15 protein-coding genes are annotated in these 16,487 nt (G+C 69.9%); 1 reads left to right on the top strand and 14 read right to left on the bottom strand.

Annotation, left to right across the window (positions count from 1 at the left end; all coding sequences use genetic code 11):
• Positions 1 to 17: 17 nt before the first annotated feature.
• The gene (locus EDD92_RS39450; RefSeq protein ID WP_123968724.1) at positions 18 to 830 is read left to right on the top strand and encodes an ABC transporter ATP-binding protein; all 813 of its coding nucleotides are present in this window, start codon (positions 18 to 20) and stop codon (positions 828 to 830) included.
• Here EDD92_RS39450 and EDD92_RS39445 read toward each other — a convergent pair.
• The 14 genes from EDD92_RS39445 to EDD92_RS39375 all read right to left on the bottom strand — a co-directional run bounded on the left by EDD92_RS39445 (position 799) and on the right by EDD92_RS39375 (position 16,487).
• Complete coding sequence (locus EDD92_RS39445) at positions 799 to 2,940, bottom strand: discoidin domain-containing protein (protein ID WP_260327079.1); 2,142 nt, start codon at positions 2,938 to 2,940, stop codon at positions 799 to 801. The genes EDD92_RS39450 and EDD92_RS39445 overlap by 32 nt on opposite strands.
• A gap of 77 nt (positions 2,941 to 3,017) precedes the next feature.
• Entirely contained in the window at positions 3,018 to 4,598 is a 1,581-nt protein-coding gene (locus tag EDD92_RS39440) for a glycoside hydrolase family 13 protein (protein ID WP_123968722.1), read from the bottom strand.
• 30 nt (positions 4,599 to 4,628) lie between these two features.
• Positions 4,629 to 5,507: a carbohydrate ABC transporter permease gene (locus tag EDD92_RS39435; RefSeq protein WP_123968721.1), complete on the bottom strand. Its 879-nt coding sequence runs from the start codon at positions 5,505 to 5,507 to the stop codon at positions 4,629 to 4,631.
• A complete protein-coding gene (locus EDD92_RS39430; protein ID WP_123968720.1) occupies positions 5,504 to 6,460 on the bottom strand; it encodes a carbohydrate ABC transporter permease in 957 nt (318 codons plus the stop codon). Before EDD92_RS39430 ends, EDD92_RS39435 begins: the two co-directional genes overlap by 4 nt.
• A 4-nt stretch (positions 6,461 to 6,464) precedes the next feature.
• Complete coding sequence (locus EDD92_RS39425; RefSeq protein ID WP_123968719.1) at positions 6,465 to 7,814, bottom strand: ABC transporter substrate-binding protein; 1,350 nt, start codon at positions 7,812 to 7,814, stop codon at positions 6,465 to 6,467.
• 110 nt (positions 7,815 to 7,924) lie between these two features.
• Entirely contained in the window at positions 7,925 to 8,920 is a 996-nt protein-coding gene (locus EDD92_RS39420) for a LacI family DNA-binding transcriptional regulator (protein ID WP_123968718.1), read from the bottom strand.
• 57 nt (positions 8,921 to 8,977) lie between these two features.
• Complete coding sequence (locus EDD92_RS39415) at positions 8,978 to 9,649, bottom strand: GntR family transcriptional regulator (RefSeq protein ID WP_123968717.1); 672 nt, start codon at positions 9,647 to 9,649, stop codon at positions 8,978 to 8,980.
• 40 nt (positions 9,650 to 9,689) lie between these two features.
• Positions 9,690 to 10,691: a proline racemase family protein gene (locus tag EDD92_RS39410; RefSeq protein WP_123968716.1), complete on the bottom strand. Its 1,002-nt coding sequence runs from the start codon at positions 10,689 to 10,691 to the stop codon at positions 9,690 to 9,692.
• Positions 10,692 to 10,709: 18 nt separating this feature from the next.
• Complete coding sequence (locus EDD92_RS39405) at positions 10,710 to 11,600, bottom strand: dihydrodipicolinate synthase family protein (RefSeq protein WP_399184947.1); 891 nt, start codon at positions 11,598 to 11,600, stop codon at positions 10,710 to 10,712.
• Positions 11,597 to 13,009 carry an NAD(P)/FAD-dependent oxidoreductase gene (locus EDD92_RS39400; protein ID WP_123968715.1) on the bottom strand — a complete coding sequence of 471 codons (1,413 nt, stop codon included), beginning with the start codon at positions 13,007 to 13,009 and terminating at the stop codon, positions 11,597 to 11,599. The genes EDD92_RS39405 and EDD92_RS39400 overlap by 4 nt, the downstream gene beginning before the upstream one ends.
• Positions 12,999 to 13,301 carry a (2Fe-2S)-binding protein gene (locus tag EDD92_RS39395; protein WP_123968714.1) on the bottom strand — a complete coding sequence of 101 codons (303 nt, stop codon included), beginning with the start codon at positions 13,299 to 13,301 and terminating at the stop codon, positions 12,999 to 13,001. The genes EDD92_RS39400 and EDD92_RS39395 overlap by 11 nt, the downstream gene beginning before the upstream one ends.
• A complete protein-coding gene (locus tag EDD92_RS39390; RefSeq protein WP_123968713.1) occupies positions 13,298 to 14,449 on the bottom strand; it encodes an FAD-binding oxidoreductase in 1,152 nt (383 codons plus the stop codon). The genes EDD92_RS39395 and EDD92_RS39390 overlap by 4 nt, the downstream gene beginning before the upstream one ends.
• A gap of 311 nt (positions 14,450 to 14,760) precedes the next feature.
• Positions 14,761 to 15,576 carry an ABC transporter permease gene (locus EDD92_RS39380; RefSeq protein ID WP_123968712.1) on the bottom strand — a complete coding sequence of 272 codons (816 nt, stop codon included), beginning with the start codon at positions 15,574 to 15,576 and terminating at the stop codon, positions 14,761 to 14,763.
• Between the two features lie 47 nt (positions 15,577 to 15,623).
• A complete protein-coding gene (locus EDD92_RS39375) occupies positions 15,624 to 16,487 on the bottom strand; it encodes an ABC transporter permease (protein ID WP_123968711.1) in 864 nt (287 codons plus the stop codon).

The following is a 16,487-nucleotide window of genomic DNA, read 5'->3' as shown; positions in this document are numbered from 1 at the left end:
TCGTGAGAGGGCGATCCATGCTCGACGTACGCGGCCTCAAGAAGGTCTACGAGGGGTCCGGCCGCCGCGTCGAGGCGGTCCGCGACCTCACCTTCACGGTGGAGGCCGGCGAACTTGTCTGTCTCGTCGGCCCGTCGGGCTGCGGCAAGACGACACTGCTGAAGTGCGTGGGAGGTCTGCTCACCCCCACCGCGGGCCAGGTACTGCTCGCGGACAAGCCGGTGAGCGGGCCGCCTCCCGGGATGGCGTTCGTCTTCCAGGAGTACGGGCGCAGTCTCTTCCCCTGGATGCGGGTGGCCGAAAACATCGAACTTCCCCTGAAACAGAAGAACTTGAGCAAGGCGCGGCGCAAGGAGCTGGTCGCGGACGCACTGGAGTCGGTCGGGCTGGCGGACGCCGCGGGAGCGTACCCGTGGCAGCTGTCCGGCGGTATGCAGCAGCGCGTCGCCATCGCCCGGGCCCTCGCCTATGAGCCCGACGTACTGCTGATGGACGAACCGTTCGCAGCGGTCGACGCGCAGACCCGCGCCGATCTGGAGGACCTGGTACGACGGCTGTGGCGGGAGCGCGGGATGACGATCCTGTTCGTCACCCATGACATCGACGAGGCGGTCTACCTCGGCGAACGGGTGGTCGTTCTCTCCGCCTCCCCCACCGTCGTACAGGAACAGCTGAAGGTCGATCTGCCCGACGAGCGGGACCAGTTGCACACCCGGGTGGCCCCGCGCTTCGCCGAGCTGCGGACCCATGTGTACGAGCAGATCCAGACGGCGAAGCGCGGAACCCCGCAGGACGCGGTCACGAAGCCGGATACGCCTCCACCTCGCTGAACTGCCCTGCGGGCCAGCCGGTGTTGGCGCTGACGGTCAGCCGCAGATGGCGCAGGTTGGTGCCGGCCGGCAGGGAGACGGTGGCCGTGTTGCCGGTCGCCGGGTCGAAGCGGTAGCCGGTGGAGCCGACGACGGTCGAGTAGGTCGAGCCGTCGGTGCTGCCGAGCACGGTGATGGTCTGGGTACGGGCGCCCCAGGCGGACGACGGCGGCAGCTTCAGCACCAGCCTGCGCACGGCCTGCACCGAGCCGAGGTCGACCGTCCAGGACTGCGGGAAGGCGTTGTTGGTCGACTCCCAGTAGCTGTTCGCGTCGCCGTCGACCGCCTTGCCCGGCGTGTAGACGTCCTGCGAGCCGGTCGCGGTGGCCGGGCGGCCCTTGGCGAGGTTGCGGTTCGGGTCGGGGTCGGGGTTGCCCTGACCGGGCTGCGGCCAGGTCGAGCAGTCGGCCCAGGTGCTGCTCCAGCCGGTGTTGCCGCCGCCGTCGTCGAGGGTGAAGGTCCCGGAGCCGGACGGGTAGGGGCAGTTGTAGATGCCGGCCGCGCCGACCCCGGTGGCCTGGACGTTGCTGAACTTCGCCGAGCCCTGCGTCTCCGCCTGGACGACGACCGTGCCGGTGTTCTTCACGGTCGCGCCGCTGACGGTGACATTGCTGGTCGGGTAGCCGTGCCCGCCCCCGGAGACGAACTCGAAGGCGCTGTAAGGGCTGTCCGTGACGGTCGTGTTGGTGATGTTCACGGTGGCGTTGACGGCGCTGTCGTACGAGTCGACGCGCAGCGCGCCCATCGGATGGTTCCAGTTGGGGTTCATCGCGCCGGTGCGCACGAGCGTGTTGCCGTCGACGGTGATGGTGCCGGCCAGTGGCGAGAACGGGTCGAGGAACTTCTGGTTGGAGATCGCGATGCCGCTGCCGAGGGCGTTGGTGTCGGCGACCAGGTTGTTCTTCACCGCGATGTCGGTGCCGCCGTAGATCGCGATGCCGTTGGCGAGGTTCGGCTGCGAGATGGTGTTGTTCTCGAAGCTGCTGTCCGTGTCGGGCGCGTACAGCGACCACATGGCGAGCGAGTCGTCGCCCTGGTTGCGCAGGAAGTTGTTGCGGACGCGGACACCGCGCGCGTTGCCGTTGAGGTTGAGTCCGTCGGCGGTGGTGTCGAGGATGCGGTTGTTCTCGACGACCAGGTTGTCGTTGTTGCCCATCAGCCAGAGGCCGACCTTGAGGTGCTGGATCCACATGCCGGACACCGAACTGTTCGGCCCCAGCGAGCCGTTGACGAAGTTGTCCGGGTTGGAGTCGACGCGCTCGGTGACCTCGCCGATCACCGCGAAGTCCTTGATGTGCACGCCGCCGGAGGAACTCGACTGGTCGATGAAGCGTGAGGTGTGCACGACGGAGTACCAACTGCCGGCGCCCTGCAGGGTGACGTTCTGGACGCCGCTGAGCGAGGACGTCAGCTTGTAGTCGCCCGGCGGGATCCACACCACTCCCCCTTGCGCGGCGGAGATCGCCTCCCGAAAGGCCTGGGTGGAGTCGCCGTTGCCGCTGGGGTCGGCGCCCTTGGAGGTGACCGAGACGGAACCGGCGGGCTGGGTGGCTGCGGCGTCGACCTGCTCGAAGTCGGCCACGTCGACGGTGACCTGGGTGCCGGTCGACTGGAAGGCGATCTTGTCACCGGGCTGGACGCTTTGACCGAGCAGCAGCCGGGCGTCGTCGAAGAAGTGGTGCGTCTTGGCGCCCGGGATCCAACCGGTGTCGATGTACGAGTACTTGGACGTGACCGCGAGCGTCTTGGCGATCTTCTGGCCGTTGACGTACACGTCGAGGGTGCCGGACTGGCCGTCGGGGACGCTGTAGGCGACGTTCACGGCGTTGGCCGCACGCGGCACGGTGAACTCGACGCGCTGGCCCGAAGTAAGACGTACGGCCTGGCGGCCCGAGGCCTCGGAGGCGAGGGTGCCCTGGGTGTAGTCGGGGCCGATCCTGGTGCCGGTGGTCGAGGCCGACTCGGCCTCGACCGAGGTGAAGGGCAGAGTGGCGCCGGAGGCGGCGTGCGCGGCGGGGGCCGTGGCCGTGAGCAGACCGGCGGACAGGGCAACGACCATCGCTGCTGGCATGCCCCTGAAGGTTCTGTGCATGTGCTGATCCCTTCGTGGTGGGGGTGCGGGGATAGCGGGGAGGGTGCGGTGCAGGCTCAGACGCGCAGCCAGACCGCGGTGTCCCTCGGCAGTCGTCCCTCGACATCCAAGGGCCCGCTGGCGAGGAGGAGTTGAGTGTGGGCGGGAAGGTCGACGGGGGTGTCGGCGAGGTTCACCAGGCACCGGACGCCGGCCCGGCTCAAGGCGAGCACGCCCTCGGGTGCGGTCAGCCAGCTGAGCGGCCCGTCGCCGAACACGGGGCGCAGCCCGATGGCCGTGCGGTAGAGGGCGAGCATCGAGCCGGCGTCCGCGGCCTGGCGGTCGACGGCATACGACGCCCAGCCGGCCGGCTGCGGCAGCCAGGGCTCCTCACGGCTGCCGAATCCCGCATACGGCGCCCCGGCCACCCATGGCAGCGGGACCCGGCAGCCGTCGCGTCCCGGGTCGGTGCCGTTCGACCGGAAGTGCATCGGGTCCTGGATGCGGCCGAGGGGGATGTCGGCCTCGGGCAGGCCCAGCTCCTCGCCCTGGTACAGGTAGACGGCGCCGGGCAGGGCGAGTGACAGCAGGGCGGCCGCGCGGGCGCGCCGGGTACCGAGGGCGAGGTCGGCCGGGGTGCCGAAGGCCTTGGCGGCGAAGTCGAAGCCGGTGTCCGTGCGGCCGTAGCGCGTGACCGTGCGGGTGACGTCGTGGTTGCACAGCACCCAGGTGGCGGGGGCGCCCACGGGTGCGTGCTCGGCGAGGGTCTCGTCGATGGACGTACGCAGCCTGCGCGCGTCCCAGGGGCAGGTCATGAAGGCGAAGTTGAAGGCCGTGTGGAGTTCGTCGGGGCGCAGATAGCGGGCGAAGCGTTCGGTGTCGGGGAGCCAGACCTCGCCGACGAAGATGCCGTCGTACTCGTCGGCGACGGCGCGCCAGGAGCGGTAGATGTCGTGGAGTTCGTCCCGGTCGACGTAGGGGTGCGGGTCGCGGCCCTCGGTGAAGTCCGGCAGGTCGGGGTCCTTCGCGAGGAGGGCGGCCGAGTCGATGCGGACTCCGGCGACGCCCCGTTCGAACCAGAACCGCAGGATGTCCTCGTGTTCCTGGCGGACCGCCGGGTGTGCCCAGTTGAGGTCGGGCTGTTCGGGGGCGAAGAGGTGCAGGTACCAGTCGCCGTCGGGCAGTCGGGTCCAGGCGGGGCCGCCGAACTGGGAGGTCCAGTCGTTGGGCGGGAGTTCGCCGTGGACGCCGCGGCCGGCGCGGAAGTGGAACAGCTCTCGTTCGGGGCCGCCGAGGCGGGCGGCGTGGAACCAGGGGTGCCGGTCGGAGACGTGGTTCGGGACGATGTCGACGATCGTGCGGATGCCGAGTTCGCGGGCTTCGGCGATCAGCTTCTCCGCCTCCGCCAGGGTGCCGAAGGCCGGGTCGATCGCACGGTAGTCGGCGACGTCGTAGCCGCCGTCCTTCATCGGTGACAGGTACCAGGGGCTGAACCACAGGGCGTCCACGCCGAGTTCGGCGAGATAGGGCAGTCGGGCGCGGACGCCGGCGAGGTCACCGGTGCCGTCACCGTCGCCGTCGGCGAAACTGCGGACGTAGACCTGGTAGATGACGGCGGAGCGCCACCACTCCGTGGGGGCATGGCGGGGCTGTCCCACTGTGCTTGCCTTTCTGTCGGAGGGAGGGCGTCAGCCCTTGGTGCTGCCCGCGCTGATGCCGGCGATGATGTGCCGCTGGAAGAGCAGGAACAGGGCGACCATCGGGATGCTGGCGATCACCATCGCCGCGATGAGCACGGTCAGTTGGATGTTCTGCGACAGCTGGACGAGTGCCACGCTGATCGGCTGTCTGCCGGTGTCCGAGAAGACCATCAGCGGCCAGAGGAAGTCCTGCCACACGGCGACCAGCGCGAAGATCGACACGACCCCGAGCACCGGCCGCGACATGGGCAGCACGATCGACCACAGTGTGCGCAGCTTCCCGGCGCCGTCGATCTCGGCCGCTTCCAGGACGTCTCGCGGGAGCTGGTCGAAGAACCGCTTGAGCAGGTAGAGGTTGAAGGCGTTGGCGACGGCGGGCAGCCAGATGGCCAGGGGGTCGTTGAGCAGGCTGGTGTGGATCAGGGGGAGGTCGGCGACGGTCAGGTACTTCGGTACGACCAGCGCCTGGGCCGGGACCATGAGGGTGGCGAGGATGCCGCCGAGGATCAGCTTGCCGAAGGCGGGTCTGAGCCTGGACAGGGCGTAGGCGGCGGCCGTGCAGAAGACCAGCTGGAACAGCCAGGCGCCGGCCGCCTGGACCAGCGTGTTCCACAGGTGCTGCGGCAGCTGCATGAGGTCCCAGGCGTCGGTGTAGCCGCCGAGGCGCCAGTGCTCGGGGACGATCGTGGGCGGGGTCCGCGCCACCTCGTCCGGCGACTTCATCGCACCGGTCACCATCCAGTAGACGGGGAACAGGAAGGCCAGCACGAACAGGACGAGGACGACGGTGAACACCGTCCAGTAGACCGTCTTCCCACGCGGGCGGGCGAGCGCCGCCGGAGAGACGAGGGTGCGGGTGGCGCTCATGCGTCCTCCTCTCCGGAGCGGGTCAGGTGCAGGTATACGGCGGAGAAGGCGCCGAGCAGCACGAGGAGCATGACGCTGAGCGCGCAGGCGCCGCCGAAGTCGTTGTAGAGGAAGGCGTACTTGTAGATCAGGTAGAGGACGGTGACCGTGGCGTTCTCCGGGCCGCCTCCCGTGATCACGAACGGTTCGGTGAAGATCTGCATCGTCGCGATGATCTGCAGGAGCATCAGCATGAGGATGACGAAGCGGGTCTGGGGAATCGTCACGTGCCGTATGCGCTGGAGGAGGTTCGCGCCGTCCAGTTCGGCGGCCTCGTACAGCTCGCCGGGGATGGACTGGAGTGCGGCCAGGTAGATCAGGACGGTGCCACCCATGTTGGCCCAGGTGGCCACGACGACCAGGGAGATGAGGGCGGTGTCGGTGCCGTTGGACCAGTTCGATGTGGGCAGGTGCAGGAAGCGCAGTGTCTCGTTGGCGAGGCCGGCTCCGGGGTCGTAGAACCACTTCCACAGCAGTGCGCTGACCACCGGCGGGATCATCACCGGCAGATAGACGACGACCCTGAAGAACGCCTTCGCGTGGCGGAGTTCGTTGAGCACGAGGGCCATGACGAAGGGGATCGCGAAGCCGAGCAGCAGGGCGAGCAGGGTGAAGGTGAGTGTGTTGCGCCAGGCGGCGGTGAACTCGGGGTCGTGCCAGACACGGGTGAAGTTGGCGGTGCCGACCCACTCGGGCGGTGAGCCCGGCGTGTACTTCTGGAAGGCGATCACGACGGCGCGGATCGCCGGGTACCAGGAGAACAGGGCGAAGCAGACGAGGCCGCCGAGGAGGAAGGCGTAGGCGCGGGCCTGGTCGGCTAGGCGGCGCCGCCCCCGGCCCCCTGCCGGGGACGGCGCCTGGACCGGATGGACGGCGGCCGTCTGGACGGGTTGCCGCTCGGCCGTCTTCGTCATGTCGTCAGCCCCGCGCCAGGATGCCGTCGATCTTGCCGGAGGCGTCCTTGAGCAGCTGGTCGATGTCCGCGTCCTTCTTGGTGAGGACGGCGGAGACGGCGGAGTCGAGGACGGAGTAGATCTGCTGGGCGTCCGGCGGCTCGATCTTCAGCTGGAGGGTGTGGTTGCCGTCGAGGAAGGCCTGGTAGTTCTCCACGGGCACATTGGCGTTGGCCTTCTTTACCTGCTGGTCCTTGGCGTCGGCGGCGTCGGTGAACAGGCGCGGCTCGGGCAGGCCGACGGGGGCGTTCGCCTTCTTGGCGCGGGCGTAGTCGCCGAGGAAGCCCGTGCCGGGGGTGAGGAACATGTGGTCGAGCCACTTCAGGCCGGCGCGGATCTGGGCGGGCGTGTCGTGCTTGTTGAACATGTAGCCGTCGCCGCCGATGAGCGTGCCCTTGCCGCCGGGCATCGGGCCGAGGGCGAGGTCCTTGTAGTTGCCGCCCTTCTCCTTCACCAGGATCGGGATGTTGTCCGGGGCGGAGAGATACATGCCGAGCTTGCCCGAACCCATCATCTGCTGCACGTCGTTGATGACCAGGAGCTGCTTGCTGCCCATCGAGTCGTCGGCCCACCGCATGTCGTGCAGGTTCTGCAGCACGGCATGGCCCTCGGGTGTGTCGACGGTGGCCTGCTTGCCGTCGGCGCCGACGACGTCGCCGCCCTGGGAGTACAGCTCCGCGGTGAAGTGCCAACCGCCCTGGTTCTGGGCGCTGTAGTCGGCGTATCCGACGGTGCCGTTGCCGAGTGCGGCGATCTTCTTGGCGTCGGCGCGGACCTCGTCCCAGGTGGCCGGGGGCTTGTCGGGGTCGAGGCCGGCCTTCTGGAAGAGCTTGCGGTTGTAGATCAGGCCCATCGAGTAGCCGGTGCGCGGGATGCCGTAGATCTTCCCGGCGACGGTGTAGATGTCGCGCAGCTGCTTCTGGATGGTGTCGTAGCTCTTCAACTCCTTGATGTACGGCGTGAGATCGGCCGCCTGCCTGATGTCGACGACGTGCCTGGCGTCCGTGAAGTACGTGTAGAAGACGTCCTCCATCTGCCCGCCGGCGAGTTTGGCGTCGAAGGTCTTGGGGTCCTGGCAGGGGAACGCGTCGTGCGCGACGACGTCGATGTCCGGATGCTGCTTCTCGAAGGCGGCGGTGTCCTGCTCGAAGAACCCTCGGTCGACCTTGGCGCTCTTGGGCGGCTCGCAATTGACGGTGATACGGGTCTTTCCGCTCGCCGATCCGTCGTCGCCCGATCCGCAGGCGGAGGCGGCGAGGGCGAGAGAACAGGCGCTCAGCGCGACGAACGTACGGCGGAACCCGGTGCTTGTCATCGGTGGACCCCTCGTGGCAGGAGCGGTGGGCGCCGCACACTCAAGCACCGCCGACATCCGTCCGCAAGATGTCGCGCAGTATCTGTAATTATTCGACAGATCGATGGACCTCAGGGACGGGTTGCTTGCGCGGTCGAACCGCGGACCACCAGTTCGGGCTCGAAGAGCAGCTCTTCGGGCGCTACGGCACTGCCGTTGATCTGCGCATTCAGGAGCTCCACGGCTGCCCGCCCCATGGCCTCGATGGGCTGGCGGACGGTCGTCAGCGGGGGTTCGGTGCAGTTCATGAACGCGGAGTCGTCGTAGCCGACGACCGAGATCCGCGAGGGGACGCCGAGGCCCTTCCGCCGGGCGGCCCGGATCGCGCCGAGCGCCAGGGGGTCGCTGGCGCAGATGATGCCGGTGACGCCCCGGTCGATGAGACGGGAGGCGGCCGCGTGACCTCCCTCGATTGAGAACATGGCGCGGGCGACACGCTCGTCGGGCAGCTCCCCCATGCTCTGCGCCGCGGCCAGTTTGCGGGCCGACGGCATGTGGTCGGCCGGTCCCAGCACCAGCCCGATCCGCTCGTGCCCGAGCGAGGCCAGATGCCGCCAGGCCTGCTCCACCGCCACCGCGTCGTCGCAGGACACGCCCGGGAAGCCGAGGTCGTCGATGGACGCGTTGACCAGCACCACCGGGATGTTGCGCTCGGCGAGCCGGCGGTAGTGCTCGTGCGGGGCGTCGGCCTGGGCGTACAGGCCGCCGGCAAAGACGACGCCGGAGACCTGCTGTTGCAGCAGCAGCTCCACGTAGTCGGCCTCGGAGACGCCTCCCTTGGTCTGCGTGCACAGCACCGGGGTCAGGCCGAGCTGAGCGAGGGCCCCGCCGATCACCTCGGCGAACGCCGGGAAGATGGGGTTCTGCAGTTCGGGCAGGACGAGGCCCACGAGGCGGGCGCGCTCGCCGCGCAGCTGCGTGGGCCGCTCGTAGCCGAGGACGTCCAGGGCACTGAGCACCGCCTGCCGGGTGACCTCCGAGACCCCGGGCTTGCCGTTCAGCACCCGGCTGACCGTGGCCTCGCTGACCCCGACCTTCTTCGCCACCTCAGCAAGTCGTCGCGTCATGCACGCAAGAATAGCGCAAGAAATGCAAACGACTTGCGTAATGGCGAACGTGGGCTCTCAGTGGGCTGCCCAGAGCCCCCGGACGTGGCCGAGGTGCCGCGTCATCACCTCGCGCACGGCCTCGGTGTCCCGCGCGAGCAGCGCGTCGAGGAGTTCGAGGTGTTCCTCGGCCGAGGCCTTCAGCCGTCCGGTCTCGACCAGGGCTGTCAGTCCGTACAGCCGTGAACGCTGCCGCAGGTCCCGTACGACTTCCACGAGATGGTCGTTGCCGGCCAGGGCGAGCAGAGCGAGGTGGAAGTGCAGGTCCGCCTCGACGTAGTCGGTGAGGTTGCCTCGCGTGGCCGAGGTGACGATCTCCATGGCGAGCGGGCGCAGCGCCTTCAGGTCGTCGAGGCCGGCGGTGGTCGCGAGGCCGACGGTCGTCGGGATCTCGATCAGGGACCGGATGTGGGTGTACTCGTCGAGCTGCTTCTCTGAGACCTCGGTGACCCGGAACCCCTTGTTCGGGACGATCTCGACCATGCCCTCCTTCACCAGCTCGAGCATCGCCTCGCGCACCGGGGTCGCGGAGACGCCCAGGCGGGGGGCGAGGGCCGGCGCCGAGTACACCTGGCCGGGGCGCAGTTCACCGGAGATCAGTGCGGCCCGCAGCACGTCCACTACCTTCTCCCGGAAGTTGGGCTTCCTGCCGCCGAGCGAGGGGATGGCGGGGCGGTGCTGCTGGGCCATGGTGATCGTCCTCCTTGGGTTACCGGACATTATCGGGCCGCTACAACACGAAACCCGCGGGGAACGGGTCCTCCGGGTCGAGCAGGTACTGGGCGGTTCCGGTGATCCAGGCACGCCCGGTGAAGCTGGGCAGGACGGCGGGGCAGCCCGCTACCTCCGTGGTGCCGAGGAGGCGGCCGGTGAAGCGGGTGCCGATGAAGGACTCGTTGACGAATTCGGTGTGCAGGGGGAGTTCGCCGCGCGCATGCAGCTGCGCCATGCGCGCGCTGGTTCCGGTGCCGCACGGCGAGCGGTCGAACCAGCCGGGATGGATCGCCATCGCGTGCCGGGAGTGGCGGGCGTCGGAGCCGGGCGCGTAGAGGTGGACGTGGTGGCAGCCGCGGATGGACGGGTCCTCGGGGTGGACGGGCTCGTCCTCGGCGTTGATGGCGTCCATCAACGACAGCCCCGCCGCGAGGATTTCATCCTTGCGAGTGCGGTCGAAGGGGAGGCCGAACTGGTCCAGGGGGAGGATGGCGTAGAAGTTTCCGCCGTATGCCATGTCATATGTCACTGACCGCCCGTCAGCCAGCGTCGCCTTCCGGTCGAGCCCCACCGCGAACGACGGCACGTTCCTCAGCGTCACCGACCTGGCCGCGCCGCCCTCCACCGCCACCTCCGCGACCACGACTCCGGCCGGGGTGTCGAGGCGGATGGTGGTGACCGGTTCGACGACCTCGACCATGCCGGTCTCGACGAGCACGGTCGCGACGCCGATCGTGCCGTGCCCGCACATCGGCAGATAGCCGGACACCTCGATGTAGACGACACCCCAGTCGCAGTCGGCCCGGGCCGGCGGCTGCAGGATCGCGCCGCTCATCGCCGAGTGCCCGCGCGGCTCGTTCATCAGCAACTGCTTGATGTCGTCGCGGTGTTCGCGGAAGTACAGCCGCCGCTCGTTCATCGTCGCGCCGGGGATGGTCCCGATCCCGCCGGTGATCACACGGGTCGGCATGCCCTCGGTGTGCGAGTCGACGGCGTGCAGGACGAGTCTGCTGCGCATGACCGGTCTCCTTGTGGGTTACGCCAGTCCGGCGGCGACGGCCTTCTCGGTGGCCGCCCGGACGGCCGCCTCCTGTTCGGGCAGCAGCGGCATACGGGGCGGCCGGACCGGCCCCCCGTGTCGCCCGACGATGTCCATGGACAGCTTGATCGCCTGCACGAACTCGACCTGGGAGTCCCAGCGCAGCAGCGGATGCAGCTGACGATAGAGGTGATCGGCGGTCGTCAGGTCGCCGTCGACGGCCGCGTGGTAGAGCTCCACGCTCGCGGCGGGCAGGGCGTTCGGGTAACCGGCCACCCAGCCCTTCGCACCCGCGATCGCCAGCTCCAGCAGGACGTCGTCGGCACCGATCAACAGGTCGAGTTCCGGGGCGAGTTCGGCGATCCGGTAGGCGCGGCGGACGTCCCCAGAGAACTCCTTGACGGCGTGGATGTACCCCTCCCCGTGCAGCTTCGCGAGGAGTTCCGGCACGAGGTCGACCTTGGTGTCGATCGGGTTGTTGTACGCCACCACCGGCACGCCCGCCTTCGCGACCTCCGCGTAGTGGGCGAGTACCGAACGCTCGTCGGCGCGGTAGGCGTTGGGTGGCAGCAGCATCACCGCCTGGCAGCCGGCGTCGCGGGCCTGCTCGGCCCAGCGGCGGGACTCCGCGGACCCGTACGCGGCGACGCCGGGCATGACGCGCTGCCCGCCGACAGCGGCGACGGCCGTCTCGACGACCTTCGCGCGTTCCTCGAGGGTGAGCACCTGGTACTCCCCCAGCGAGCCGTTGGGGACGACGCCGTCGCAGCCGTTCTCGACGAGCCAGGCGCAGTGCTCGGCGTACTTGTCGTGGTTCACCGTGAGGTCGTCGTTCAGCGGCAGCGCGGTGGCGACGAGCACTCCGCGCCAGGGACGGTGGTCGGTCATGAGGATCCTCTCTCCGTGGGGTGCGTGTCCTCGCGGGCGAGGACACCGAGCGGTACGGGACGCGCGAACGGCCGTCTGGAAGCGGTGAGTTGGCATCCGGCCAGCCCGGCGACCGCGGGCGCGCACACCCGGCCCTGGCACCAGCCCATGCCGGCCCGGGTCAGCAGCTTCACCGTGCGGACGTCGCCGGCGCCGAGCTCCGCGACGGCCTCGCGGATCGCGGAGCCGGTGACCTCCTCGCAGCGGCACACGACGGTGTCGTCGGTGATCAGCTCGCTCCAGTGGGCGGGCGGCGCGTACACGGCGTCGAGCGCCGCAGCGAACTCCCGCAGCTTGGTACGGGACTTGGCGGCCGCGGCCCACTCGTGCGGGTCCGGTGCACGGCCCGCCAGGCGGGCCGCAGCCGAGCGTCCGGCGATGTGGCCCTCGGCCAGGGCGAGGGCCGAACCACCGATGCCGGTGGTCTCGCCTGCGGCCCAGACGCCGGGGACGTCGGTGCGCTGCTCGCCGTCGACCTGCACGTTCATGCCGTCGAGGCGGCAGCCGAGGGTCTCGGCGAGGTCGGTGTGCGGGAGCATGCCGTGGCCGACGGCGAGAGTGTCGCAAGGGATGCGACGCGCGGTGCCGGGCCGGACCCGCCCTTCGCCGTCGAGCGCGGCAACGGTCACCGCCTCCAGCCGCTCGGTGCCGTGCGCCTCGACGACGGTGTGCCGGGTGAGGGTGCGCACCCGGTGCCGGAGCAACTGGGCCGCGTATCCGGCCCCTTCGGCGAGCTTGCCCGGTTGCGCCGCGAGCGCCCGGGACCGTCGTACGAACGCCTTGGGGTCGGCGGACTCGACGAGCGCGGCGATTTCCACTCCCGCCGCGGCGAGGCCGGTCGCGACCGGCAGCAGCAGCGGTCCGGTGCCGGCGACCACGGCGGTGCGTCCGGGCGCTGCGAGGTTTCCCTTGAGCATGGCCTGGGCGCCGCCCGCGGTGAGGACGCCGGGGAGGGTCCAGCCGGGGAAGGGCAGCACCTTCTCGTAGCCGCCGGTGGCGAGGACCACGGCGTCGGCGTGTACGGCAGCCGGGTCCTCCTGCTCGGGGCCGAGCAGGGCGTGCACGGTGAAGCGGTCTGCGTGCCGTTCGACGAACCAGATGTGATGGTCCGTCAAATGTGTTACCGCACCTGCCTTTACGTGTGTGTGGAGCCCGTCCCGCAGTCGCTCCCAGGTCCGCCAGTCGTGATGCAGCGCCTGGGGGCGCTGCACGCGCAGTTCGGCGGCGGGCTGCCGGTAGAACTGGCCGCCCGGTTGTGCGGCCGCGTCGAGGAGCGTGACCCGCACGCCGTGTGCCGCGGCGGCCACGGTCGCGGCCAGGCCCGCCGGGCCCGCGCCGATGACGGCGAGGTGGGGTCGGTCAGTCGTCATGACCGGTCCCCTCCTGAGTGCGGATCGCGTCGCCCGGCTGCAGGCAGACCAGGCAAGCCCGTTGGTTGGGACGGTCGTTGACGGTCACCAGGCAGTCGAAGCAGACGCCGATCCCGCAGAAGACGCCGCGCGGGCGGCCCCCGTCACGGGTGGTGCGCCAGGAGGTGACACCTGCTGCCCAGAGCGCGGCGGCGATCGTCTGGCCGGGCAGCGCGTCGATCTCGCGGCCGTCCAGCGTGACCGTGAAGGCCGGGCGCGGGTGGGCTTGTGCCAGGTCCAGCGGAGAGCTCACGGGGTCTCCTCGGGGAAGCGGTCGGGGCGGAACGGGGCGAGGTCCAGGTCGGGTGTCTTCGCGGTCAGGGTCTGTGCGATCAGGTGCCCGGTGCCGGTTGCGAGGCCGATGCCCGCACCCTCGTGCCCGCAGGCGTGGAAGAGGCCGGGGACACGAGGATCGGGGCCGATGGCGGGCAGGTGGTCGGGCATGTACGGGCGGAAGCCGGCGTAGGAGCGGATGGCGCGGACCTCGGCCAGGAACGGGAACAGCCGGGTCGCGCCCGCCGCGAGGGCCCGCAGGGCCGGCAGCGAGAACGACCGGTCGAAGCCGACCCGTTCCCGGCTCGCGCCGATCAGGATCGGTCCCGCGGCCGTGCCCTCCACGACCGGCGAGGTCTGCAGCGCGGCCGAGTCGCTGGCCACGTCGGCCACGTAGTCGGCGGCGTACACCTTGTGGTGGACCCTGCGGGGCAGCGGTTCGGTGACGAGGACGAAGCCGCGCCGCGGGAGGACGGGCAGGGAGGTACCCGCGAGGGCGGCGAGTTCGGCGCCCCAGGTACCGGCCGCGTTGACCACGGCCGGAGTGCGGATATCGCCCTTGTTCGTGCGAACTCCCCACACCTGCCCGTCAGTTGTCCGCAGAACACCCGTCACCGTCCGGCCGGTGAGCAGGCGCGCGCCGGACGCCCGGACGAGGTGGGCGGCGGCCAGGGCGGGCATGACCTGGGAGTCCTGCGGGTAGTGGACGGCGCCGGGCAGGCCGGGGGCGAGATGGGGTTCGAGTTCGTACAGCTCGGTGGCCGCGACTGTCGTGGCGGTCACTCCGGCGGCTCGCTGCCCCGCGGCGAAGTCCTCCAACGCGACGAGACCGCCGGGGGAGGTGGCCACCACCACGCCGCCCTTGGCCTCGTACTCGATGGCCTCCCCGAACTCCTGCGCCAGCTCGGACCACAGTCGGTTGGAGAGAAGCGCAAGGTCGAGCTCCGGGCCGGGCTCCTTGTCGGAGACGAGGAGGTTGCCCTCCCCCGCGCCGGTGGTGCCGCCGGCCACGGGGCCACGGTCCACGACGACGACGTCCAGGCCTGCGCGGGAGGCGTAGAGGGCGCAGGCGGCGCCTGTCATGCCGGCTCCGACAATCACGACATCGCAGGTCAGTGGCTGACTCACATCAGTACTATGTCACATACCACTGATTCTGAACATGGCGTGCACACGGCTGACCGTAATCAACCTCGCGCCGCCGCTGACGCGGACATCACCAGCAGAGATCAGGCGGCCTGGGAGCGCCGCCGCGTCACCAACGCGACGGCTGCGCCGATCCCCGCGGCCAACAGCCCGAGCCCGCCGAAGACCAGCGGCACCAGCCACAGCGAGACGAACCCGTTGATCCGCGCGTCCTGTGGGGGAGTCTCGTCCGGGCCTCCGGCGCGCGCCTGCTCACCAGGTGGCTCGCTCGCCGAGCGCCCGCTGGGGTGCGGTCAAACCCGGCTCCCGGTCGCCGTGTCCGCCGACAGCCGCTGCGCGACGTAGATCGGAATCGCCGAGAGCAGGACGAGCACGGCCGCCACCACGTTCACCACAGGTGCCTGCTGCGGGCGTGTCATGTTGTTGAAGATCCAGATGGGGAGCGTCTCGATGCCGGGCCCGGCGGTGAAGGTCGTCACCACGATCTCGTCGAAGGAGAGCGCGAAGGCGAGCAGCCCGCCCGCGAACAGTGCCGAGCGCACCAGCGGGAAGGTGACGTCGGCGAAGGCGCGGAAGGTGTTCGCACCGAGGTCCATGGCCGCCTCCTCGTACGACCCGGCGGTGCGTCGCAGCCTGGCCACGACGTTGTTGAAGACGACGACGATGCAGAAGGTGGCGTGTCCGACGACCACCGTGAACAGACCGAGGCCGAGGCCGAGCGGCGCAAGTACCGTGCCGAAGGCCGAGTTGAGGGCGATGCCCGTGACGATGCCGGGCAGGGCGATCGGCAGGACGACCACGAAGGAGATGGCGTCGCGGCCGAAGAACCGGTGCCGGGCCACGGCGAAGGCGATCAGGGTGCCGAGGACCAGGGCGATGGCCGTGGCACCGAGGCCCGCCTTGACGGAGACCCAAAGGGCTTCCCGCGCACCGGAGTTCTGCCAGGCGACGGACCACCAGTGCAGGGTGAGGCCGGGCGGCGGCCAGCTCGCGCTGCGGTCGGGGTTGAGGGAGTTGACGAGGACGAGCAGCAGCGGGATGTAGATGAGCGCGAAGCCGATGCCGGCGGCGGTGCGCAGGGCGATGCGCGCGGAGCGGGTCAGTGGCATGTGACATAGCACCCGTTTCCAGTGGAATGTGACATAGCACAGGCCTTTCAGAGGCTGCTCAGCGCACCCGTGCGCCGCATCGCCAGCAGATACCCCACGATGACGACGACCGGCACAGTGCCGAGCGCCGCAGCCATCGGCAGGTTGAGTTCGATGTTGGAGTAGACGACGTTGCCGATCAGCTGGGTCTTGCCGCCGACGATCTGCACGGTGATGTAGTCCCCGAGGCTCAGCGAGAAGGTGAAGATCGACCCGGCGGCGACGGACGGCAGCACCATCGGCAGCACCACCGACCGGAAGGTCCGCCAGCCCCTCGCGCCCAAGTCGGCCGACGCGTCGAGCAGGTTGGCGGGCAGCTGCTCCAGCGCCGTGTGGATCGGCAGGATCATGTACGGCAGCCACAGGTACGTCAGGGTCAGGACGGTGGCCGGCAGGCCGAACCCCGGCCCGCTCAGCCCGAACGGCTTCAGCATCCAGTCGGCGAGGCCGCCCTCGGACAGGATCAGCCGCCAGGCGTACACCTTGACCAGGTAACTCGCCCACAGCGGTGTGAGGATGGCGACAACGAGCAGCGGACGCCACCTGGGCGTGGCGACCCGGGCGGTGTAGAAGGCCACCGGGAAGGCGATCACCACACACAGGGCGGTGACCGCGAGGGCCACGCCGATGCTGCGGAAGACGACCTGGCGGTAGACGGGCGTGGTGAACAGCTCGTGGAAGTTGTCGGTCGACCAGACCTTCACCACCTCGGAGGTGAAGGAGTTCGTCGTCCAGAACGCGGAGGCGAACAGCACGGCGAGCGAGCCGAGATAGAGCACGGCCAGCCACAGCAGTGGCGCTGTCAGCAGCAGGGTCAGCCGGAGGCGGGGGCGGCGGTGCAGCGCCCCCGCTGTCCGGGTCAGTACGGCCAC

The organism is Streptomyces sp. TLI_185 (assembly GCF_003814765.1).
Lineage (GTDB): Bacteria > Actinomycetota > Actinomycetes > Streptomycetales > Streptomycetaceae > Streptomyces.
The sequence above is the reverse complement of the archived record's forward strand: the minus strand, read 5'-3'. Positions and strand labels throughout refer to the sequence as shown.